The organism is Pseudomonas sp. NUPR-001 (assembly GCF_052147955.1).
GTDB lineage: Bacteria > Pseudomonadota > Gammaproteobacteria > Pseudomonadales > Pseudomonadaceae > Aquipseudomonas.
The window spans coordinates 3,217,760-3,236,279 of record NZ_CP197353.1; the positions used below are offsets into that span (position 1 = coordinate 3,217,760).

Sequence of the window (18,520 nt, forward strand, 5' to 3'; positions counted from 1 at the left end):
CAAGGACTGACTATGCTAAGACTGCCGCAAACGTTGTTCAGTACGGCCATCGCCTCCACTTTTTTGTTGGCCGCCTGCTCTGCGACCAAACCGCATGAGTACACCGAGGACGAAGCGCGTCAGCGGATCGTGCGTGATCAGGCGCAGATGTATGCCAACCAAGAGCCGGTAACCCGGCCGATCACCTTCTATGAGGCGGCGGCGCGTGCCCTGAAGTACAACCTCGACTACCGTCTGAAGCTGATGGAAAGCGCGCTGGCCAGCGATCTGCGTGACGTCTCCAGCCACGAAATGCTCCCGCGTCTGGTGGCCTCGGCCGGCTACGCCGGGCGTAACAATGATTCGGGCGGTACCTCCATCGGCATCGAAGACCGCGAAGAAAGCTTGCGCGCTTCCACCTCCGAAGAGCGCTATCGCGAGCTGTACGGCCTGGGCCTGAGCTGGAGCCTGCTCGACTTTGGCGTGGCCTATTACCGCACCCAGCAGAAAAGCGACCAGATCCTCATGGCCGAGGAACGTCGGCGCAAGGTGGCGCAGAACGTTCTGCAGGACGTGCGCAATGCCTATTGGCGTGCGCTGAGCGCGCAACGCCTGATGCCGCAGGTTGACCGTTTGCTGGTGCGCACCCACCAGGCGCTGCTCTCGGCTCGCCAGGCAGAAACCAAAGGCTTGCTGCCACGCCAGGAGGTGTTGGCCTACCAGCGCGCGCTGCTCGACTCGATTTACCTGCTGACCGTGCGCCGCCAAGACCTGGAGTTCGCCCGCGCCGAGCTGTCGGCACTGATGTCGCTGCCACCGGGTTCGCGCCTGGTGCTGGCCGATGAGGTTGAGCCGCGCTTGCCCGAGGTGTCTCAGGACATCGACAAACTCGAATTGCTGTCGCTGAAAAACCGCCCGGAAATCATGGAAGAGTGGTACCGCAAACGGGTCAACGAGAACGACCTGAAGATCGCCAAGGCGCAGTTGTGGCCGAACGTCAGCCTCGATTTCGGCTACAAGTACGACTCCAACAAGTTCCTCTACAACAGCGGCTGGACCGAAACCGGCCTGCAAGTGTCGATGAACCTGTTGCGTCTGCTGCAGTTGCCTTCGCTCAACAGCGCCGCCGAGTCGCAGAGCAAAACCGATGATTTGCGCCGGGTCGCCTTGTCCATGGCCATCCTCACCCAGGTACGGGTAGGCACCCTGCGCTACCAGCTGGCACGCCAGGAAGTCGAGTTTGCCGACCAGAGCCTGCAGGTCGACCAAAGCCTGTTGAACTACGCTGAAGCGGCACGCACCACTTCGTATGGTTCGGAGCTTGAAGTGATTCGTGCCGAAGGCCGCTACCTGCTCTCGCGTTACCAACGCGAAGCCGCCTATTCCAGCGCCCAGGCGGCCTGGGGTCGACTGTACAACTCGGTAGGCCTGGACACCTTGCCCAAGCAGATTGAACAGCACGACATCCAGACCCTGGCGCGGGAAATCAAGCGCACGCTGGATACCCAGGAAAACGCCAATCTTCTCGTCAGTACGCAAGGAACGCCGAATGCCACGCAGCCTTGAGCGCCGTTTGCTCGCCGTATTTCTGTCGCTTTCACTCAGCCCTGTGCTGGCCGAAGACACCGCGCCAGCCCCTGACCCGCAAGACCCTGGCACCATCCGCGTGTTGTTGGTGGCACGCCTGGAAACCACGCTGTCGAGCCAGATGGCCGGCACCCTCGGTGAGTTCAAAGCCAGCCTTGGCCAGGCCGTGGCCAAAGATGCGCTGCTGGCCCGCTTCGACTGCGCCGAGGCTCAGGCCCGGTCGCGGGTCGCCGCTGCCGAGCTGACCATGGCCAAGCAGAACCTCGACGCCAAGCGCAACCTGCGCAAGCTCGATGCCGTGGGTGATCTGGAAGTGGCGATGGCCAACACCGAGCTGCAAAAGGCCGATGGCGCCCGCGCCCTGGCCCAGGCCCAGAGTGGCTATTGCCTGGTGCAGGCGCCGTTCGCCGGGCGGGTGGCCAATGTGCATGCCAAACCCTTCCAGACCGTCGCGGCCGGCACGCCGTTGTTCGACCTGGTCAGCGATGGCGCCTTGAAGGTGCGTTTGAATGTGCCCTCCAGCCTGCTCCCCCGGCTCAAGGCCAACCAGGCGCTGGACGTCGAGATTCTCGAAACCGGCAAAACCTATCCGGCCCACGTCAGTGCCATCAACGCCCGGGTCGATGCCGTCGCCCAGACGGTCGAGCTTGAAGCCCGGCTGGACGCCGAGCATCCCGAATTGATCGCCGGTATGAGCGGCACTGCCCGGTTCCCACGCGCCGATGACTGAACCTCTACCGCACCCGCAATTGCTGATGGCCATCGCGGCCCTGCGCGACCGCGCGCTGGCCGCCGATTCCCTCAATGCCCTGGGCTTTTCGATTGCCAACGATCCATACTCGCTGTTGCAGTACCACCAGGCGCTGGTGTTCCAGCAGCAAGGCCAGCGCCTGGAGCTGCTGTGCGTGTCGGGCCTGGCCCGCCCCACCGAAGACTCGCCGTACCTGGTCTGGCTGCAGCGCGCCGTGCGCTGGCTGGCCACCCAGCTAGAAGATGACCAGCCCCGTTGGCTTGGGCGCGAGGCCGTCACGCCACCAGACGACATTGCCGAAGGTTGGGCCGAATGGTGGCCCACTGGATTGTGGTGTATTCCCCTGCACGACCGCGAAGGCCAGCGCCTGGGGCTGGTGCTGTTTTTGCTGGATGCACCGCCCGCACCCGCCTTGCAGCCGTTGTTCGACGGGCTGTGGCGCACCTGGGCGCATTGCTGGGCAGGCTTTGCCAAACAACGCCGGCTACTGCGTTGGCGGCCCAGTAAACGTCAGTGGATGCTGGCCCTGGCGGTGGTGCTGGCGTTGTTGCTGGTGCCGGTCAGGCAAACGGCGCTGGCGCCGGCAGAGATCGTTTCGCGCGAGGCCGTCATCATCAGCTCGCCGATTGATGGGGTAATCGACAAAATGCTGGTACGCCCCAATCAGCCAGTGGAAAAAGACACCGCACTGTTCAGCCTCGATGAAACCACGCTCAACAGCCGCGCCGAGGTGCTCAGCAAGGAAGTCGCGGTCGCCGATGCAGAGTTGATGGCAGCCAGCCAGCGCGCTTTTGACAACCCTCAGAGCAAGAGCGAGCTGACCTTGCTCAATGGCCGGGTGCAGCAGCGCCGGGCCGAATTGGCAGCGGTCAAAGCACAACTGCAACGCACCCAGGTACGCGCGCCCAGGGCTGGCGTGGCGGTGTACAGCGACCCCAACGACTGGCTAGGCAAACCGGTATCCACCGGCGAGCGCATCCTGTTGATCGCCGAACCGAAACAGCCGGCCATGCTGATCCAGCTGCCGGTGGCTGACGCCATTGCCCTGGAGCCGGGGGCCGAAGTCACCTTGTTCCTCACCGCTTACCCGCTGACGCCGCTCAAAGGGCAGGTGCTGGAAACCAGTTACCAGGCCCAGGCCAATGAAGAAGGTGTGGTTGCCTACCGCTTGCTGGCCAGTGTCGAAGGCCAGCCCGAGCATGCGCGGTTGGGCCTGCACGGCACTGCGCGCCTGCATGGTGAACGTGTGGTGCTGGGTTATTACCTGCTGCGCCGGCCGTTCGCCGCGCTGCGCGCCTGGAGCGGGTTGTGATCGCCAACGCGGCTGAGCAGCCGCTGGCACCGCTGCGCGATGACCTGCGCTTGCAGGAAACCGCACCCGACAGCCACGGTGAACCGGCCTGGGTGATCCAGGACACGGTGGTCAACCGCTTCTACCGCATTGGCTGGCTGGAGTTCGAATGCCTGCTGCGCTGGGACCGCACGCCGCAAGCCATCTGCAACGCCATCCACGCCGAAACACCGCTGCGCCCGGACGTCGAGCAAATCATCGAGTTTCGCCAGTTTCTGGAGAACCATCAATTGCTGCGCCCCAGCCGCGAAGCGCTCGCCCGCCTTGCCGCGCGCAGTGAAGGCAATGCCTGGCTGAGCTGGCGCTGGTGGCTGCACCATTACCTGTTTTTCCGCGTACCGTTGCTGCGCCCGCAGCAGCACCTGCAATGGCTGGCGAAAAAACTCGACTGGCTGTTCCAACCGTTGACCGGGCTGGTGGTGTTGCTGCTGGGCATCACCGGCGTGCTGCTGGTACTGCAACAGTGGGACACTTTTACCACCGCAGTGGTCGAGTCGTTCTCCGCTTCCGGTTTGGTCAGCTTTGCCATCGCCCTGGCACTGGCCAAGACCCTGCATGAACTGGGGCATGCGCTGGTGGCCACACGCCTGGGGCTGCGCGTCGGCCACATGGGAATCGCCTTTGTCGTGATGTGGCCGATGCTCTACACCGACACCGGCGAAAGCTGGAAGCTGCGCAGTGCCAAACAGCGGCTGGCGATTGCCTCGGCGGGGATCATCACCGAACTGGCGTTGGCCGGGCTCGCCACCCTCGGCTGGGCATTGTCCGACCCCGGCCCGTTGCGCAACGCCCTGCTCTATCTGGCCACCACCAGTTGGGTGTTGTCATTGGCGCTCAATGCCAGCCCGTTCATGCGCTTTGACGGCTATTTCATCCTGTCCGATCTGCTCGACTTTCCCAACCTGCACGAACGCTCCTCGGCGCTGGCGCGGGTGACCCTGCGCCGGGTGCTGCTGGGGCTCGACGAAGACTGGCCGGAAGCCTTCAGCCCAGGTAAGCGCCGCGCGCTGGTGGCCTTCGCCATGGTCACCTGGGTCTACCGCCTGGTGCTGTTTCTGGGGATCGCCGTGGCAGTGTACCTGCTGTTCTTCAAGGTCCTGGGGATACTACTGTTTGCCGTCGAGGTGGCCTGGTTTATCGTGATGCCCGTCTGGAGAGAATTGAAATATTGGTGGAGCCATCGCACCGGTATCCGCCGCAGCCGCCGTCACCTGTGGTGGGCTGTCGGCGCCGTGCTACTGATACTGTTGGCGGTGCCTTGGCGTACCCAGGTGCATGCCCTGGGCGTAGCCCGTGCCGAACAGCAGCTACGCGTCTTCGCCCCTTACCCGTCGCGCTTGCAGACCCTGCACCCGGCAGGTGCGGTGGCGGCCGGTGCGACCCTGGTGACCCTCGATCAACCCGATATCGCCTCCCGGCTTTCGAGCAGCGAGGCCAGTGCCAAAGGCTATCAGGCGCGGCTCGATGGTTTGATGGCCGATCCGACAGGCGCCGATCAGGCCATTGCCACCCGCCAGCGCCTCGATGTGCAGTTTGAAGAAGCGCGCGCCGCGCGTTCGGAAATCGCCCGCCTGACCTTGCAGGCGCCCTTCGCCGGGCAATGGCTGGATCTGGACCCCAACCGCCAGCCAGGCCAGTGGGTGCACAGCCGCGAGCCCATCGGCATTCTCATCGACCCCAGCCGCTGGCAGGTGGATGCCTACGTCGATCAGGACGAAGTGCAGCGCTTGGTACAGGGCGGCGCCGTGCGCTTCTACCCCGAAGGCCAACCCACACCGATCAACGGTAAGGTCCTGGCCATCGGCAGCACCCGTGTCAGTCAGTTGCATCACGCCATGCTCACCTCGCGTTATGGCGGACCGCTGACGGTTGCCAGCCGCGGCAAGGAACTGGTGCCCACGCCGCCGCTGTTCCATGTGCTGATTCAGCTCGACCAGGCCCCTCCTGCCCTGCGCGAAACCCGTGGCCGCCTACAGATCGACGGTGAACGGCGCAGTCTGCTCGGTGAAGGACTGACCCACGTCGCCGCCGTGCTGTTGCGCGAAAGTGGCTTCTAGGTTGTGTAGGAGCGGGCTTGCCCCGCGATAGCGGTGTGTCAGGCAGATCGCGATCGCGGGGCAAGCCCGCTCCCACCAGCGAAGGCTTCCGGCTGATCGTTCTGCAGCGATCAGACGGGCACGACTGCGGGGCATTCAAGCCCGACCAGAAACGCCACCTCGCCATTCTCGTGCACCACCCGAAAACTCCCATCCATCGACTGCGCCAGGTGCTGGCACAGGCGCAAGGCAATGCCGCGGCGGTGTTCCAGTGCCTGGCACAAGGTGATTGCCAGATTAAGGCTCACCACCCCATTCGCTTGCAGGTGGGTGGCGACGCTGATGCGCAGCGGGGCTTTCGGCGCAGCCTCGTGGACGTACTGCAAGAGGTTGTCCAATAACGCCCCGAGGCGCTGGCCATCGAGCCACACCTGCCGCACTGCAACCGCGCCCATCTCCTGCCGGGGCACAGCGGCGTCTTTGGGCAGTGTCGCGTTGAACACGGCAATGCGCGCGGCAAGCCATTCGACGATGTCCAACTGCTCTGCAGCCACCAGCGGCCGTGTACGCCTCAGGCTATTCATCTGCGCCAACTGCGCCAGGCATTGGGTTAGCCTGTCCAGCGCAGCTCGTCCCGGCGCAGGCAGTTGCACGCTGCCAAGGCTGGCATGCAGGCGCTGTAGGGGCACGGAAAGTTCCTCCAGTGCTACAGCAGAGAAATCGGTCAATTCGCGGAATCTAGCCTGAGCCTGCTCATGGGCATCACGCAGTTGACCGAGCAGGGTTTGCCGGTCGGTGAGGTCTTCAAAGCTACCGACCATGCCCTGCACAGCGCCCTGTGCATCACGCCAGGGCTCGCCCCAAAACTGCAGAAAATGCGGTTCGCCAAGAATCTCGACACGGCTCTGGATGCTGACGGCCTCGGCTTTTTCCATGAACGCATCATACCGGGCCTGGTAATGGCGGCCCTGCTCGGCCGTGAACCAGAAAGCATCGGCAAACCGCCCTCCTTGTACGCGATCCAGGGTGGTGTGGTGCAGCACCAGAAAAGGCTGGTTGCACAACAACAAGCGCCCGGCACGGTCACGCACAAACATCGGGTTGGGCGAGGCTTCAAGCAGCGCACGCAACAGCGCATGCTGCGACGGGTCACTGAGCGTCTGATCCTGCGGGTCGGCAGGCACCAGGGTGGTGACCCCCGAGGTGCCGATGCCATTGCGCTGGGCAATGCTTGCCAAGGCCAGGCGCGAGTCCACCTGAAGCTTTTCCTGCAGGCGGGTCTTGTAGGTGCTAACGGTCTTGTAACTGATCGACAGCTGCTCGGCGATAGCCTGGTTCGAGCGCCCCTCGCTGATCAATTCCAGTACCGTCAGTTCCCGTGCTGACAGGGTGTCCAGCTCTGTTGCCCCGGGAGTGGCCGACGCCGCTGCGCCCTCGCGGGGAAAATAACGCCGACCATGCGCCACGGCATGCAAGGCCCGTTCAAGTTCGAGCGGCTCATCGTGCTTGCTGACAAAACCGTCCACGCCTGCCTGCATGCACAGGCGCGCGTACGGGTTGCTGTTGTGCCCGGTGTACACCAGAAACTGCAGGGTCGCATCGCGCAGCTTCAAGCGCTGAATCAGGTCCAGACCGCCCAGCCCGCCAATGGTCAATTCAAGAATGAGCAATTGCGGTGAGTCGTTGCGGGCATGCACCAGTGCCTCTTGGGCATTACCAGCCTCGGCCACTACCTTATGCCCCAGGCGCGTCACCATCTGGCCGATGGCCGCGCGCAATAACGGCTGTGGCTCAACGATCATCACCCGACTCATCCGAGCACTCCTTCGCGGCCAGTACAACGCTGAAAGACAAGCCTAGACCAGTGCAGCCTTCAGTGAAGCTCCTACAAGCACCTAAGGCGACTCCTACAGAGAAAGTACCTGCCTAGGCAGACACTTCCACCCTACATTTTGTTGGAGGTCGTCATGAAACACACCACCGAACACGTACTGCCTCTCGACCATCTGGCCCATAACCACCTGGCCCTGGCGATCAGCCTGATCCTCGGTAGTCTGTGCTATCTGCCGGTACGAGAGGTAGAAGCCGAAGATGCCGTCATCACCGTTGAACGTCTGGACGAGCCACTGCCCTCCGCTGCCGGCCTGAACATCGGCCGTATGGCGCTGATGGGCCTGTTGGGCGCACCGGCGCCGATCATCATTACCATCGCCAATGGGGTCGGCATCACCAGCGGTGCCGCAGACAGCTCCAGCGTCATCCTGCGTGCAGCCAACAGCACCGGGGTGAAAGCCACTGCCGGGGTGCAGATCAGCTTCGAGCAAGGTTCGGTGGTCAACGGTGCAGTGACCGGCGCCACCGCCAATGGCCAGAAAGGTCTGCTGGCTGAAGACAGCGGCAAGATCAGCGGCAGTGGTGTCAAGGTCGAGATGCTGCCACAGACGGCGCTCGGCGTACCCTTCACCGCCAGCAACATGACCGGCGCCACCGCGCAGAACGGCGGTAGCATCACGCTCGACAACAGCCACATCAGCATGGGCGGCTTGAGCGGCAGCAACAACGTCGGCCTGCTGGCAAGTGGCAATGGCAGTGCCATCAACTTCAGTGGCGGCGACATCAGCACCCTGGCCAAAGGCTCGGTAGGCGTGCTGGCCAAGGATGGCGCCGGCATCACCCTGAGCAACGGCACCACGGTCAGCACCAGCGGCGCGGTAAGCGGCAGCAACATCAGCCACAGCCTCAAAGCCGAGTCTGGCAGTCATATCAACGCCAGCGACATCACCGTCAACACCAGCGCGGCATCGGCCAGTGGCGCACGTGCCGAGAGCGGTAGCGAGATCACCCTTAACGACAGCACCTTCAACTCCACCAATGCTGCCACCAGCACCACCAGCACGGCGGTATTGCACGCCCTGGATGGATCGAAGATCACGGGTAAAGGGCTGAACCTCAGCAGCAGCGGCACCTACGTCGCCGGTGCCCGCGCCGAAGCGAGCAGCATTTCGCTGACCGACAGCCAAGTCAGCGTCACTGGCGGCGGTGCGATCCTCAACCCCAATGCCGCGGCCAGAGCCATGGCCGGCGGCAGCCTGGTGCTCGACCACAGCGTACTGTCTGCGCAAGGCACCTACGGCCACGGTGTCTCCATCGAAGGCAGTGGTAGCCAGGCGCAGGTCAGCGACAGCACAATTTCGGTACTTGGCCCACGCTCGATCGGCCTGAACATCACCGGCGGCGCCACGGCCGAGGTGAACAAAAGCCAGATCAACGTCGATGCCCTCAATGCCACCGGCCCGTGGTCGCCGGGGGTATTGGTCGAAGGCCCTGGCTCAAGCCTTGTGCTCAATGACAGCCAGGTCCATACCACACCGAAAACCAGCTATGGCATCAGCGCCGGCAACGAGGCCGAGGTCAAGATCTCCCATGGCAGTGTCAGCACCGAGGGCAACTATTCGGCGGGTATCAGCGCCGGCAACGCCACAATCACCGCCGACAACGTCAACGTCTACACCTCGGGTAACGACAACGCCATGGGCGTGGTCGCCAACGAGAACGCCACGATCATTCTCAATGGCGGTACGGTTACCACCAGCGGCAATGGCTCAACGCTGCAGTCCAACCTGACCTTCCCCCATGCCCTGGCCTCACGCAACGAAGGCGCTCTGTTGATTGCCAACGGCACCCACCTGCTGACCACAGGCCTGCAGGCCTACGGCGCAGCGGTGGATGACGGCGGCAGCATGCAGCTCAATGGTGTGTCGGTGAAAACCGAGGGCGATCGCTCGATTGGCCTGTACGCCGGCATTGGCGGTCCGAAACCAGGCAGTGTCAGCCTTGAAGCCAACAGCGTCACCATTGAAACCCTTGGCGCCAACGCTGCCGGGGCGCGGGTCAGCCGCAACTTCAAAGACGGCTACGATGCCAGCCTGAGCCTCAAGGACTCAAGCATCCGCACCCACGGTGAAAACTCGGCCGCCTTGCACGCTGAACGTGGCGGCCAGTTACAGGCCGACAACAGCGTTGCCAGCACCACCGGCAACGGCGCCCATGGCGTGCTGGTCAGCAGTGCGCCAAGCTCGGCCACGCTGTCCCAGGCCAGCGTCATTACTCAGGGCGAAGCGGCCCATGGCATGCTGGTCAAAGACGGTGCTCAACTGAGCGCCACACAATCGACCGTCAGCGCCGCAGGCGCTGATGCCGCCGCGCTGTACCTGCAGGGCAGCAGCCTCGCCGCCAGCGAGGCGGAGCTGAGCAGCACCGTGCTGCACAACCTCAGCGGCGCCACCGTCGCGGTTGACGGCGTTGCCGACCTCGACTTCGAAGACGTGATCGCCGGCGGCAGTGGTCTGTGGTTGCAGGTCGATGCCGGCGCAACTGAGCCCGGCCTGGCCACCCTCAACCTGGCCAGTTCCCAGGTCAATGGCGCCGCAACCACAGCAGCAGACAGCACCTCGAACCTGACCCTGAGCGATACCAGCCTGTGGAAGCTCACCGGCAACTCAAATTTGACCAGCCTGCGCAACGACAACAGCCTGATCGACTTCAGCGCGCCGGTCGGCGGCAGCTACAAAACCCTCACCGTCAGGGACTACGAAGGCAACAACGGCACCTTTGCCCTCAACACCTACCTGTACGATGACCAATCGCCCTCGGACAAGCTGGTCATCGATGGCGGCAAAGCCACTGGCAGCAGCAACCTGCAGATCAACAATGCCGGCGGCCCCGGCGCTCTCACCACCGGTAACGGCATTCAGGTGGTCGATGCGCTCAACGGCGGCACCACCGAAACGCAAGCGTTCCGCCTGCTCAGCCGGGTCAAGGCGGGCCCTTATGAGTACACCCTGCACCGCGCCAGCCTGGACGACAGCAACGGCGAAGCCTGGTACCTGCGTTCGACCAAAGACGCCACCCCGGTCGACCCAACACCAAAACCTGACGACGACAAACCGAAACCCGATCCTGATGATGACAAGCCGGTGAAGCCCACTCCAAAGCCTGACAACGACAAGCCCGCTCCGGTCAAACCTGTCCCCACCCCGGACAACAACACCCCGGCGCCAACACCCGCCCAGGTGCCGAACTATCGTCCGGAAACCTCGCTGTACAGCGCCATCCCCGGCATGACCCTGCGCTACAGCCGCATGCTGGTAGACACCTTGCACGAGCGTATGGGTGAAGAAGTACGCAACGCGGTCGACCCGCTGCCAGGTGAAGAACGCAGCGACTACGGCCCGTCGCTGGGCTGGGGCCGCCTGATCTACGGCCAGGGCGAACAGGACCTGGGCAACGGCAGTAGCTTTGACTATCACCAGCAAGCCTTCCAGGTGGGTATCGACCTGTACCACAACGAAGACACCGATGGCAGCACCGACCAGGCCGGCCTCTCCCTGTCTGCCGGCAAGATCAGCGGCGACATCGACCACACCGATGGCAGCTCGGCAGGCGACGCTAAAGTACGCGCCACCGGCGTGGGCGGCTACTGGACCCACTTCGGCCCTGAAGGTTGGTACCTGGACGGTGTGCTGCAGTTCAACCACTTCGACATCCAGGCCCAGTCGCAAGACCTGCCACGCTTCAACACCAAAGGCAAAGGCATCACCGCCTCGCTGGAAGCCGGCTACCCGTTCAAGCTGAACAAGGACGAATCGCTGAAGATCGAGCCGCAAGCCCAAATCATTGTCAGCAAGATCAAAATCAACGACAGCCACGATGCCGCAGCCGACGTGCGCTTCGAAGACGTCGACTCGCTGACCGGGCGCCTTGGGGTACGCCTGGACAAAGACATGTTCCGCGAAGACGACAAAGGCAAGCTGCACCGCACTAATGTCTGGGTCCGCCCCAGCATCTGGCACGAGTTCAGGAGCCAGCCGAAAACCGAGTTCTCTTCCCGCGATGGCTTTGTGCCGTTTACCACGGACATGGGCGGTACCTGGATGGAGGTGAACCTCGGCGTTGATTACCAGGTCAGTGAAAAAACCACGATCCATGTCTCCGGTGGCTACGAGAAAGGCATGGACAACGACAGCCACGGTTACGAAGGAATGCTTGGCATCAAGGTCAAGTTCTAGTCGCCATCTAGCGCAATAAACCAAGGCCCGAAACAGTTCGGGCCTTGGTGTTTCTGTTGTCTGATGTTTGCTTTCTCATCAACGGCTGACCGGGTCTCTCAGCCCGCTTCAACATCGACTGCCACAGTGATGCTGCCGTTACACCTAGCATTTTTGTCAGGTTACGGCCCGGTGAACAGCGGGTATAAATCACAAACACGTCTTGGACGTTTTCGCCGAACTTGCTGATCAACAGACCAATAGACAGAGGCCTTTAAATGAACACAAAAGTCCCATCTCTGACCGGTGAACAAGTACGAGAAGCATATCAACTGAGTCAGCTAGAGCGGCGCAAGGCTGCAGAAAAAGTAAGAGACCTCGTTGAACTGGACCCAATCGTTTTGCTCAAATTGCTTCCCAATGATGAGGGGTTTGAGGAGAATCTCATTCCAACTGCGATGCTCTCCAACGACCTTGAGGCGGAGATAAAGAACGCTTGGGCAGGCACGGGAGTAGCTGATTTCCTTGTCTTTTTCAATCAGGGCACCACGCCTATCATTGAAACAAACTACCCCAGACGTCCGCCGTTTCCCTTAGCCATATTGATACCCTCCGGACACTTCCAGGCAGCAGGCACTTACACGCTGCGCTATTCCGTATATAACGGTGGAGGTGACAATAATTCTTCACCCAGCACGTTCACCGTGGATCGAGACGACCCCCATCGGAACATCGTACCGCCTCAAATTGAATTTGATACAAACGTCATCACCCCTGACTACCTCAACACCAATAACGGTTTGCCTTTCACTCTTCCGCTATTCAGTCATCCGCGGCCTGGAGATACGGCAGAAATCCATATGAAAATAATGGATACGGGGGTCATTCATCACGTCGCAAGCATCGCCAAGCGACCAGTCCAGGGCTTTGACCCACTCGTGCCGATGACCGGCGTCATTGCAAAAGATGTTTTCATCAATAGCAGTGGCGATCCTATTTTTGAAGACGGCACCGTCGAGTTTTACTACTACGCTTACTCTCGCGCAGGTAACCAAACGAAATACCCCGATGTCGCTCAGGTTTCGATCGCATTCAAGCCCATGGCAAGCGGCTTGAAAAAGGCCATCATTCCTTTAGCAACGGAAAGCCCTGACCCATTGATCGATCGCTCCGATGCCATCCTCGGTGTTGTCGTTGAAATCGAAGAGTTCCTGAACTATCTGCCGAAAGATGAAATTGAAGTGACCTGGGGTGCTCGTTCCTTGGCGCGCTTCCCGGTCGGCAGCAACCCACAGTTTCCGTTGCAGTCGCCTGCTATCCCCTACGGCGTTTTAATCAGCGAAGGTGATGCAAGTGGCGAAGGACCCAAAACCGTTTCAGTCGACTACCGCGTGATGCGAGGACTTATCGAGGCCAAGCCCGATACAGCGGTAACAACCTCGGTAGACCTGCGCATTCCAGGCCCGGTAAACCCCAATCCAGGGCCCGAAAACCCGCTATTGGGCACGGTGGTGGTGTATGGCGGTGGGGCCAATCCAGAAAAAGACAGCATCAGGGTCGAGGACATCGGTCAACCTGTCAGAGTGCAGTTGCCGGCTTATCCCAACATGCAAGCCGGGGATGTGCTTGAGGTTGTCTGGAACAACACGCTGACAGGCGCCACGCACGTTGTACAAGGTACTGAAACCGACTTCGACATTCGCATGCCATTCGACGTTGTCACGGAGCACGGTGACGGACCCGCTGTACCCGTGCAAATTCAAATCACCAACCCCTCGCTGCCCCCAGGCAACCCCACCATTACCGTACTCACGCCCGTATCGGTCAACACCTTCCAGTTGGGAACCCTGACTTCGGTGATCTTCCCCGACAGGAATAGGTACAACGCCTTGGGTTGCTGCCAAAGCATTTGGGAAGGTGCGAAAGCCAGGATTGGCGGTGACCCGGTGAACTTTGCCGAAAAGGATACCGTTACCGTGTTCTGGGTCGGACGTGATGAGTTGGGAGCAGATGTTCCGGATACCGATGGCAGCCAGGCGTACACACTCACCGCCGCACAAGCCACAGATGGTTTTGACCATGTGGTTGCCTTTGCCGAGTTTGTCCAGCCGATAGCGAAAGAAAAAGCCAATCTCTTCGTCTGGTACGAACTGCAGAAAGTCGGAGGCGCAAGCGGTAAAGCAGACCCATCGGATATCGAAGTAACTTACACCAGCCCTGACGGATGCGAATGCATCGGACCTGGCGTCTGTGATACCAGCGCTTGCCGAACCTAAGGAAGAAAGACCTGAAGCTGCGATCACTTGTTGATACAACCATCAGGCTCATCGGATTTTTCCTACATAAATAATGCAAAATTAACCCTATTGTCTGCAGCGTCAAAACAGAAGTTGATGAGCCTGGCGCTTGTGCACGCCCATCAACTTCTGACTCACCTATAGATACAGGGAGCCGATGCATGCCAATGAATAACACATACACAAAAAAAACGTTTCGCAAAGTTTTACCTTTATGCCTGAGCCTGGCGACCGCAAATGCCGTCGCTGACCAAGTCTTGGACAATGAACAGCGTACGCTGGCTAAAGGTACCGCAGCTGACAATTACAGCCTGGTCAACGGTTCTGTATTAACTAGCGACGGCAGCAACTTGCTGAATGTCTTGATCTCCAACTCCACATTAAACTTAAGCAATGCCGCTGCCGGGCAAATTAGAGCCATTTCCTCTAACGTTAATATCGACAACGCCCAAATCGCCGGTAACGGTCAGTTCAGACAAGCTGTTACTTTGACAGCCAGTAGTGCGCGTATCAATGGTTCAACCTTGGTGAATAATGGAACCCGAGGTGCAGCCATTGCTGTACATAGTAACCTTGGTGGCGTCATCTCGCAGGCGCAAGTCACCGACAGCACCTTGAGGGGTGCAGATGTCGGGGCACTTGTTACAGATCAGAGTGTGCTCGAACTACGCAACACCCTGGTCGATACCACGCAAGACACCGGTATCGGCTTGAGTTTGCAGGCTGCTCACGCCAGCGCCGTCGGCGGCAGGCTGGAAGGCGGGCTGCATGGCGTGGCCTTCAGCCAGGGCTTCAACGAGCCGGTCCGTGCCGACAGCACCCTGAAGCTCGACGGCACCGCAGTGGTTGGCCGTAACGGCTCTGCCGTGTACATCGGCGACGGCAGCGAGGCGACCCTCGATCTGCTCAACGGCACCACGCTGAACGGCAAAGACGGCCTGATCCTCGAGGTCGATCAGGCCTCCCGCGCAACCGTGAACGTGGGCAACAGTGCACTGGAGGGCAACCTCAACATCTCCGGCAACAGCACTGCGGCCTTCACCTTCGACGGCGCCAGCCTGAACGGCAACATCGACAACGAGGCCGGTAGCACCACCAATGTGCGCCTGCAAAATGCCTCAACACTCACCGGCACCCTGAACAACGTGACCAGCCTGACCGCCAATGGCAGCCACTGGCAGATGACCGGTGACAGCCGCGTCGCGACGATGAGCCTGACCGACAGTACCGTCTCGCTCGGCGACGCCGGTGAATTCTATCGCTTATCGATCGGTAGCCTTGCCGGCAGCGGTACGTTCGTCATGTCGGCCGACTTTGGCCAGCAGCAATCCAGTTTCATCGATATCAGCGGCACCGCAACCGGCAACCACACCGTGGTAGTGCGCAGTACCGGGATCGACCCTATCGTCGATACGCGCTTGCACGTGGTTCATGCAGAAGGCGGTGATGCCAGCTTCGCGCTCGGTGGCGGCACGGCCGACCTCGGCGCCTGGTCCTACAAGCTGGTTCAGGACAGCAACGGCAAAGACTGGTACCTCGATGGCAGCACCCGTACCGTCAGCCCGGGCACGCGTACCGCCATGGCCTTGTTCAACACCGCCCCCACCGTGTGGTACGGCGAGCTGGCATCGCTGCGCAGCCGTATGGGCGAACTGCGTTACAACGACGGCCGCAGCGCCGGCCTGTGGATGCGTACCTATGGCAGCAAATACAACGTCGCCGATGCTTCCGGTGTCGGCTACAGCCAGAACCAGCAGGGCATCTCGTTTGGTGCCGACGCACCGCTGCCGATCGGTGACGGCCAATGGCTGATCGGTCTGCTGGCCGGTCACAGCCGTTCCGACCTGGACCTGACCCGTGGTTCCAGCGGTTCGATCGACAGCTACTACGCCGGCGCTTACACCACCTGGCTGGATGCGCAAAGCGGTTACTACTTCGATGCCGTACTCAAGTACAACCGCTATCAGAACAACGCCAAAGTCATGTTCAGTGACGGCGCCCGCGCCAAGGGCGACTACGACAACCATGGCCTGGGGACCAGCCTGGAGTTCGGCCGCCACATCAAACTCGACCAGGGCTATTTCGTCGAACCCTATGCCCAACTGTCAGCGGTGTTCATTCAGGACAAAGACTACGCCTTGAGCAACGGCCTGCAGGCGGAAAGCGATCAGACCCGCTCCTACCTGGGCAAGCTCGGCGTTACCACCGGCCGACGCTTTGAACTGGACGGTGGCCGCAGCGTACAGCCCTACGTGAAAGCCGCGTATGCCCACGAATTCGCCAATAACAACAAAGCGCGCGTCAATGACAACGTGTTCAACAACGACCTGTCTGGCTCACGCGGGGAGCTGGGGGTTGGTGTATCGGCAACGCTGTCGCGCAGCTTCCAGGTGCACGGCGAGTTCGACTACAGCAATGGCAAGCACATCGAACAACCCTATGGCTTCAATGTCGGCCTGCGCTACTTCTGGTAACCGGTTGCCCAACGCCAGCGTGCTCTGGGCGGTGAATTGCAAAGGGCTGTTTCAACCCTTTGTCACAAGGATGCCCCTATGCCAAACGATCACACGCCTCGAGCCGCACCTACCCTGGATGCACCGTCGTTTCCCGATGCATTGCCGCCGCTGGCCGGTGAAACCGCCTTTCTGTTGCCTGTGTCGAAAAGAGCGACGGCTCTGCGCGTCACCATCGAGGACATCTGGCCCGGCTATATGCCGGTCAACCAGGTAACCTTCTTCACTGCGCAGCGCCAACTTGATTCGGTAACCGTAAGTAATCCCGATCCAAGTCAGTTTCCCATGACCTTTGATGTCAGGCTGCTCGACCTTAACATCGGCGGGACTCACCCGTTTTGGTACAGGGTTGAGACAGCAGGCGGGGGAAGTACATCGCAAGACGTCGAATTGGACCTCGACAATATTCCCCCTAACCTCGGCGCACGGCCAACCGCCCTTGAGTTCCCGCCAGAGATTCTGGCTCAGGGTGTGACCCAGCAATACCTCGACGCCAACGACGACAAGGTCATCGCCACCGTCGTGCCGTGGCCTGACATCCGCCTTGGCGATGAGCTCTGGTATTACCTGCGGGCAAGCGTCAGCGGCGGGCAGCAAACCCAGGCGCAAGAGGCCGGCCGCAAGGTCATTACCGCCTCGGATCTGAATCAGCCGACACTCGAGATACCCTTTGCAGGCGACACCTTTCGAGCCTTGGGTAACGTCAGTTGCTATGCCTATTACTTTCTCAAAGACCGCGCCGGTAACGAAGGGCTGAACAGTTTTGACAGCCCGATCTTTGCCATCCACCTCGAACCGCCCCTGCAGTTGCTACCTCCCAGGGTGCCACTGTTCGAGCAGTTTGGCCTGATCGATGAAACGCTGGCACGCACGCCGGTATACGTGCTGGTCCCGGCCATGGCGGGCATCATCGCAGGTGATCAGATTGCGCTGCACTGGGGCGGCGAAGATCTGCCGATACACACCATCAGCGATCCCGGCACCGATCCACTGTTGCGCATCAATATTCCCTACCGTGTGATCCAGGCCGCCGGCAACGGCGTGCTGCAGGTCAACTATGACCTGTGGCGCAACGGTGCTGTGCTGGACCAGTCTCCCGACACTACGGTGGTGGTCGATATCGAGCTACCCGGCGGCCCGGATCCGGATCCGGAAACACCGGAGCATGAAAACCTCCATTTACCCGTGGGGCTGGGCGCCAGCGGTGTACCCAATGTCATTTCCTCGGCGGATCAGGAACTGCCAGCGCACGTCGTCATTGAATGGTATGGGGTCAATGGTGAGGAAGTCTTTCTGCTCAAAGACCGTATCAGCGCGCACTGGGCCAGTATCACCCTGAACCATGAAGTGAGCGCTGCCGATGTGGCGGCCAAACAAGCACTGCAACTTGAGATCAGCAGCGCGCAGATCAAACAGGCGGGCCAGGGTCGCTTGAGCCTGCGCTACAGCGTGACCCGCGACCTGCCCAGTCACCCCGGCCACGCCAACACCGCCTGGTCTGACATACAGACACTGCTGGTGGTGGACGACAGCGAGCTGCCAGGTGGCGGTGACCCGCTGCCGCCCGGCGACTTCCCGGAGAAAAACGCGAATAACAGCATTAACAAGGAAGCAGCCCTGGACGGAACGCCCTATGTGGTCCGACTGGACTACAAAAACGCGGCGGTCGGCGACCGGATCACCTTCAAATTTCGCGGCCATCAAGGCTTTGCCGACGATCCGGCACTGGAGCCGGCCAGACCCTTCCCAGGTTCCTATACCGAAGACCAGCATGACGTCTGCGCAGAAGACCTCGAACGCGGCAGCTATGCGTTCACGGTACCGCGTCAGTTCCTGGTGGCGATCAAATTCGGCTCAGGCAACGGCTATCACTGGGTCAGCAACGCGGCCGGTATGGCAGGTGGGGCTTATTACCACGTGTTCGTCGATACCGCAGACCTTGAGCCGTGAACCTGTACA

At 61.0% G+C, this 18,520-nt stretch carries 9 protein-coding genes; 8 read left to right on the forward strand and 1 reads right to left on the reverse strand.

The features are described 5' to 3' along the window. Positions 1–12 precede the first annotated feature (12 nt). From ACP6KB_RS14430 to ACP6KB_RS14445, 4 genes are read left to right on the forward strand one after another with little or no spacing between them, the layout of a single operon-like run. Positions 13–1,545 (forward strand): TolC family protein, encoded by a 1,533-nt coding sequence (locus ACP6KB_RS14430; protein ID WP_442107533.1) that lies wholly within the window; start codon positions 13–15, stop codon positions 1,543–1,545. After that, entirely contained in the window at positions 1,529–2,296 is a 768-nt protein-coding gene (locus ACP6KB_RS14435) for an efflux RND transporter periplasmic adaptor subunit (protein WP_442107535.1), read from the forward strand. The genes ACP6KB_RS14430 and ACP6KB_RS14435 overlap by 17 nt, the downstream gene beginning before the upstream one ends. Further along, the gene (locus tag ACP6KB_RS14440) at positions 2,289–3,629 is read left to right on the forward strand and encodes an efflux RND transporter periplasmic adaptor subunit (protein WP_442107537.1); all 1,341 of its coding nucleotides are present in this window, start codon (positions 2,289–2,291) and stop codon (positions 3,627–3,629) included. The genes ACP6KB_RS14435 and ACP6KB_RS14440 overlap by 8 nt, the downstream gene beginning before the upstream one ends. Next, positions 3,629–5,725: an HlyD family efflux transporter periplasmic adaptor subunit gene (locus tag ACP6KB_RS14445; RefSeq protein ID WP_442114311.1), complete on the forward strand. Its 2,097-nt coding sequence runs from the start codon at positions 3,629–3,631 to the stop codon at positions 5,723–5,725. The genes ACP6KB_RS14440 and ACP6KB_RS14445 overlap by 1 nt, the downstream gene beginning before the upstream one ends. 110 nt (positions 5,726–5,835) lie before the next feature. Here the strand turns inward: ACP6KB_RS14445 and ACP6KB_RS14450 are convergent, their stop codons facing one another. After that, positions 5,836–7,518, reverse strand: a complete 1,683-nt coding sequence (locus tag ACP6KB_RS14450) for a LuxR C-terminal-related transcriptional regulator (RefSeq protein ID WP_442107539.1) — start codon at positions 7,516–7,518, stop codon at positions 5,836–5,838. A gap of 153 nt (positions 7,519–7,671) precedes the next feature. Here ACP6KB_RS14450 and ACP6KB_RS14455 point away from each other — a divergent pair, with 153 nt between their 5' ends. The 4 genes from ACP6KB_RS14455 to ACP6KB_RS14470 all read left to right on the forward strand — a co-directional run bounded on the left by ACP6KB_RS14455 (position 7,672) and on the right by ACP6KB_RS14470 (position 18,511). Then, the gene (locus ACP6KB_RS14455) at positions 7,672–11,772 is read left to right on the forward strand and encodes an autotransporter outer membrane beta-barrel domain-containing protein (RefSeq protein WP_442107541.1); all 4,101 of its coding nucleotides are present in this window, start codon (positions 7,672–7,674) and stop codon (positions 11,770–11,772) included. Positions 11,773–12,029: 257 nt separating this feature from the next. After that, positions 12,030–14,027 carry a hypothetical protein gene (locus ACP6KB_RS14460; RefSeq protein ID WP_442107543.1) on the forward strand — a complete coding sequence of 666 codons (1,998 nt, stop codon included), beginning with the start codon at positions 12,030–12,032 and terminating at the stop codon, positions 14,025–14,027. 677 nt (positions 14,028–14,704) lie between these two features. Continuing rightward, the gene (locus ACP6KB_RS14465; protein WP_442107545.1) at positions 14,705–16,522 is read left to right on the forward strand and encodes an autotransporter outer membrane beta-barrel domain-containing protein; all 1,818 of its coding nucleotides are present in this window, start codon (positions 14,705–14,707) and stop codon (positions 16,520–16,522) included. Between the two features lie 78 nt (positions 16,523–16,600). Continuing rightward, complete coding sequence (locus tag ACP6KB_RS14470; protein WP_442107547.1) at positions 16,601–18,511, forward strand: hypothetical protein; 1,911 nt, start codon at positions 16,601–16,603, stop codon at positions 18,509–18,511. The last annotated feature ends 9 nt before the right edge of the window (positions 18,512–18,520 follow it).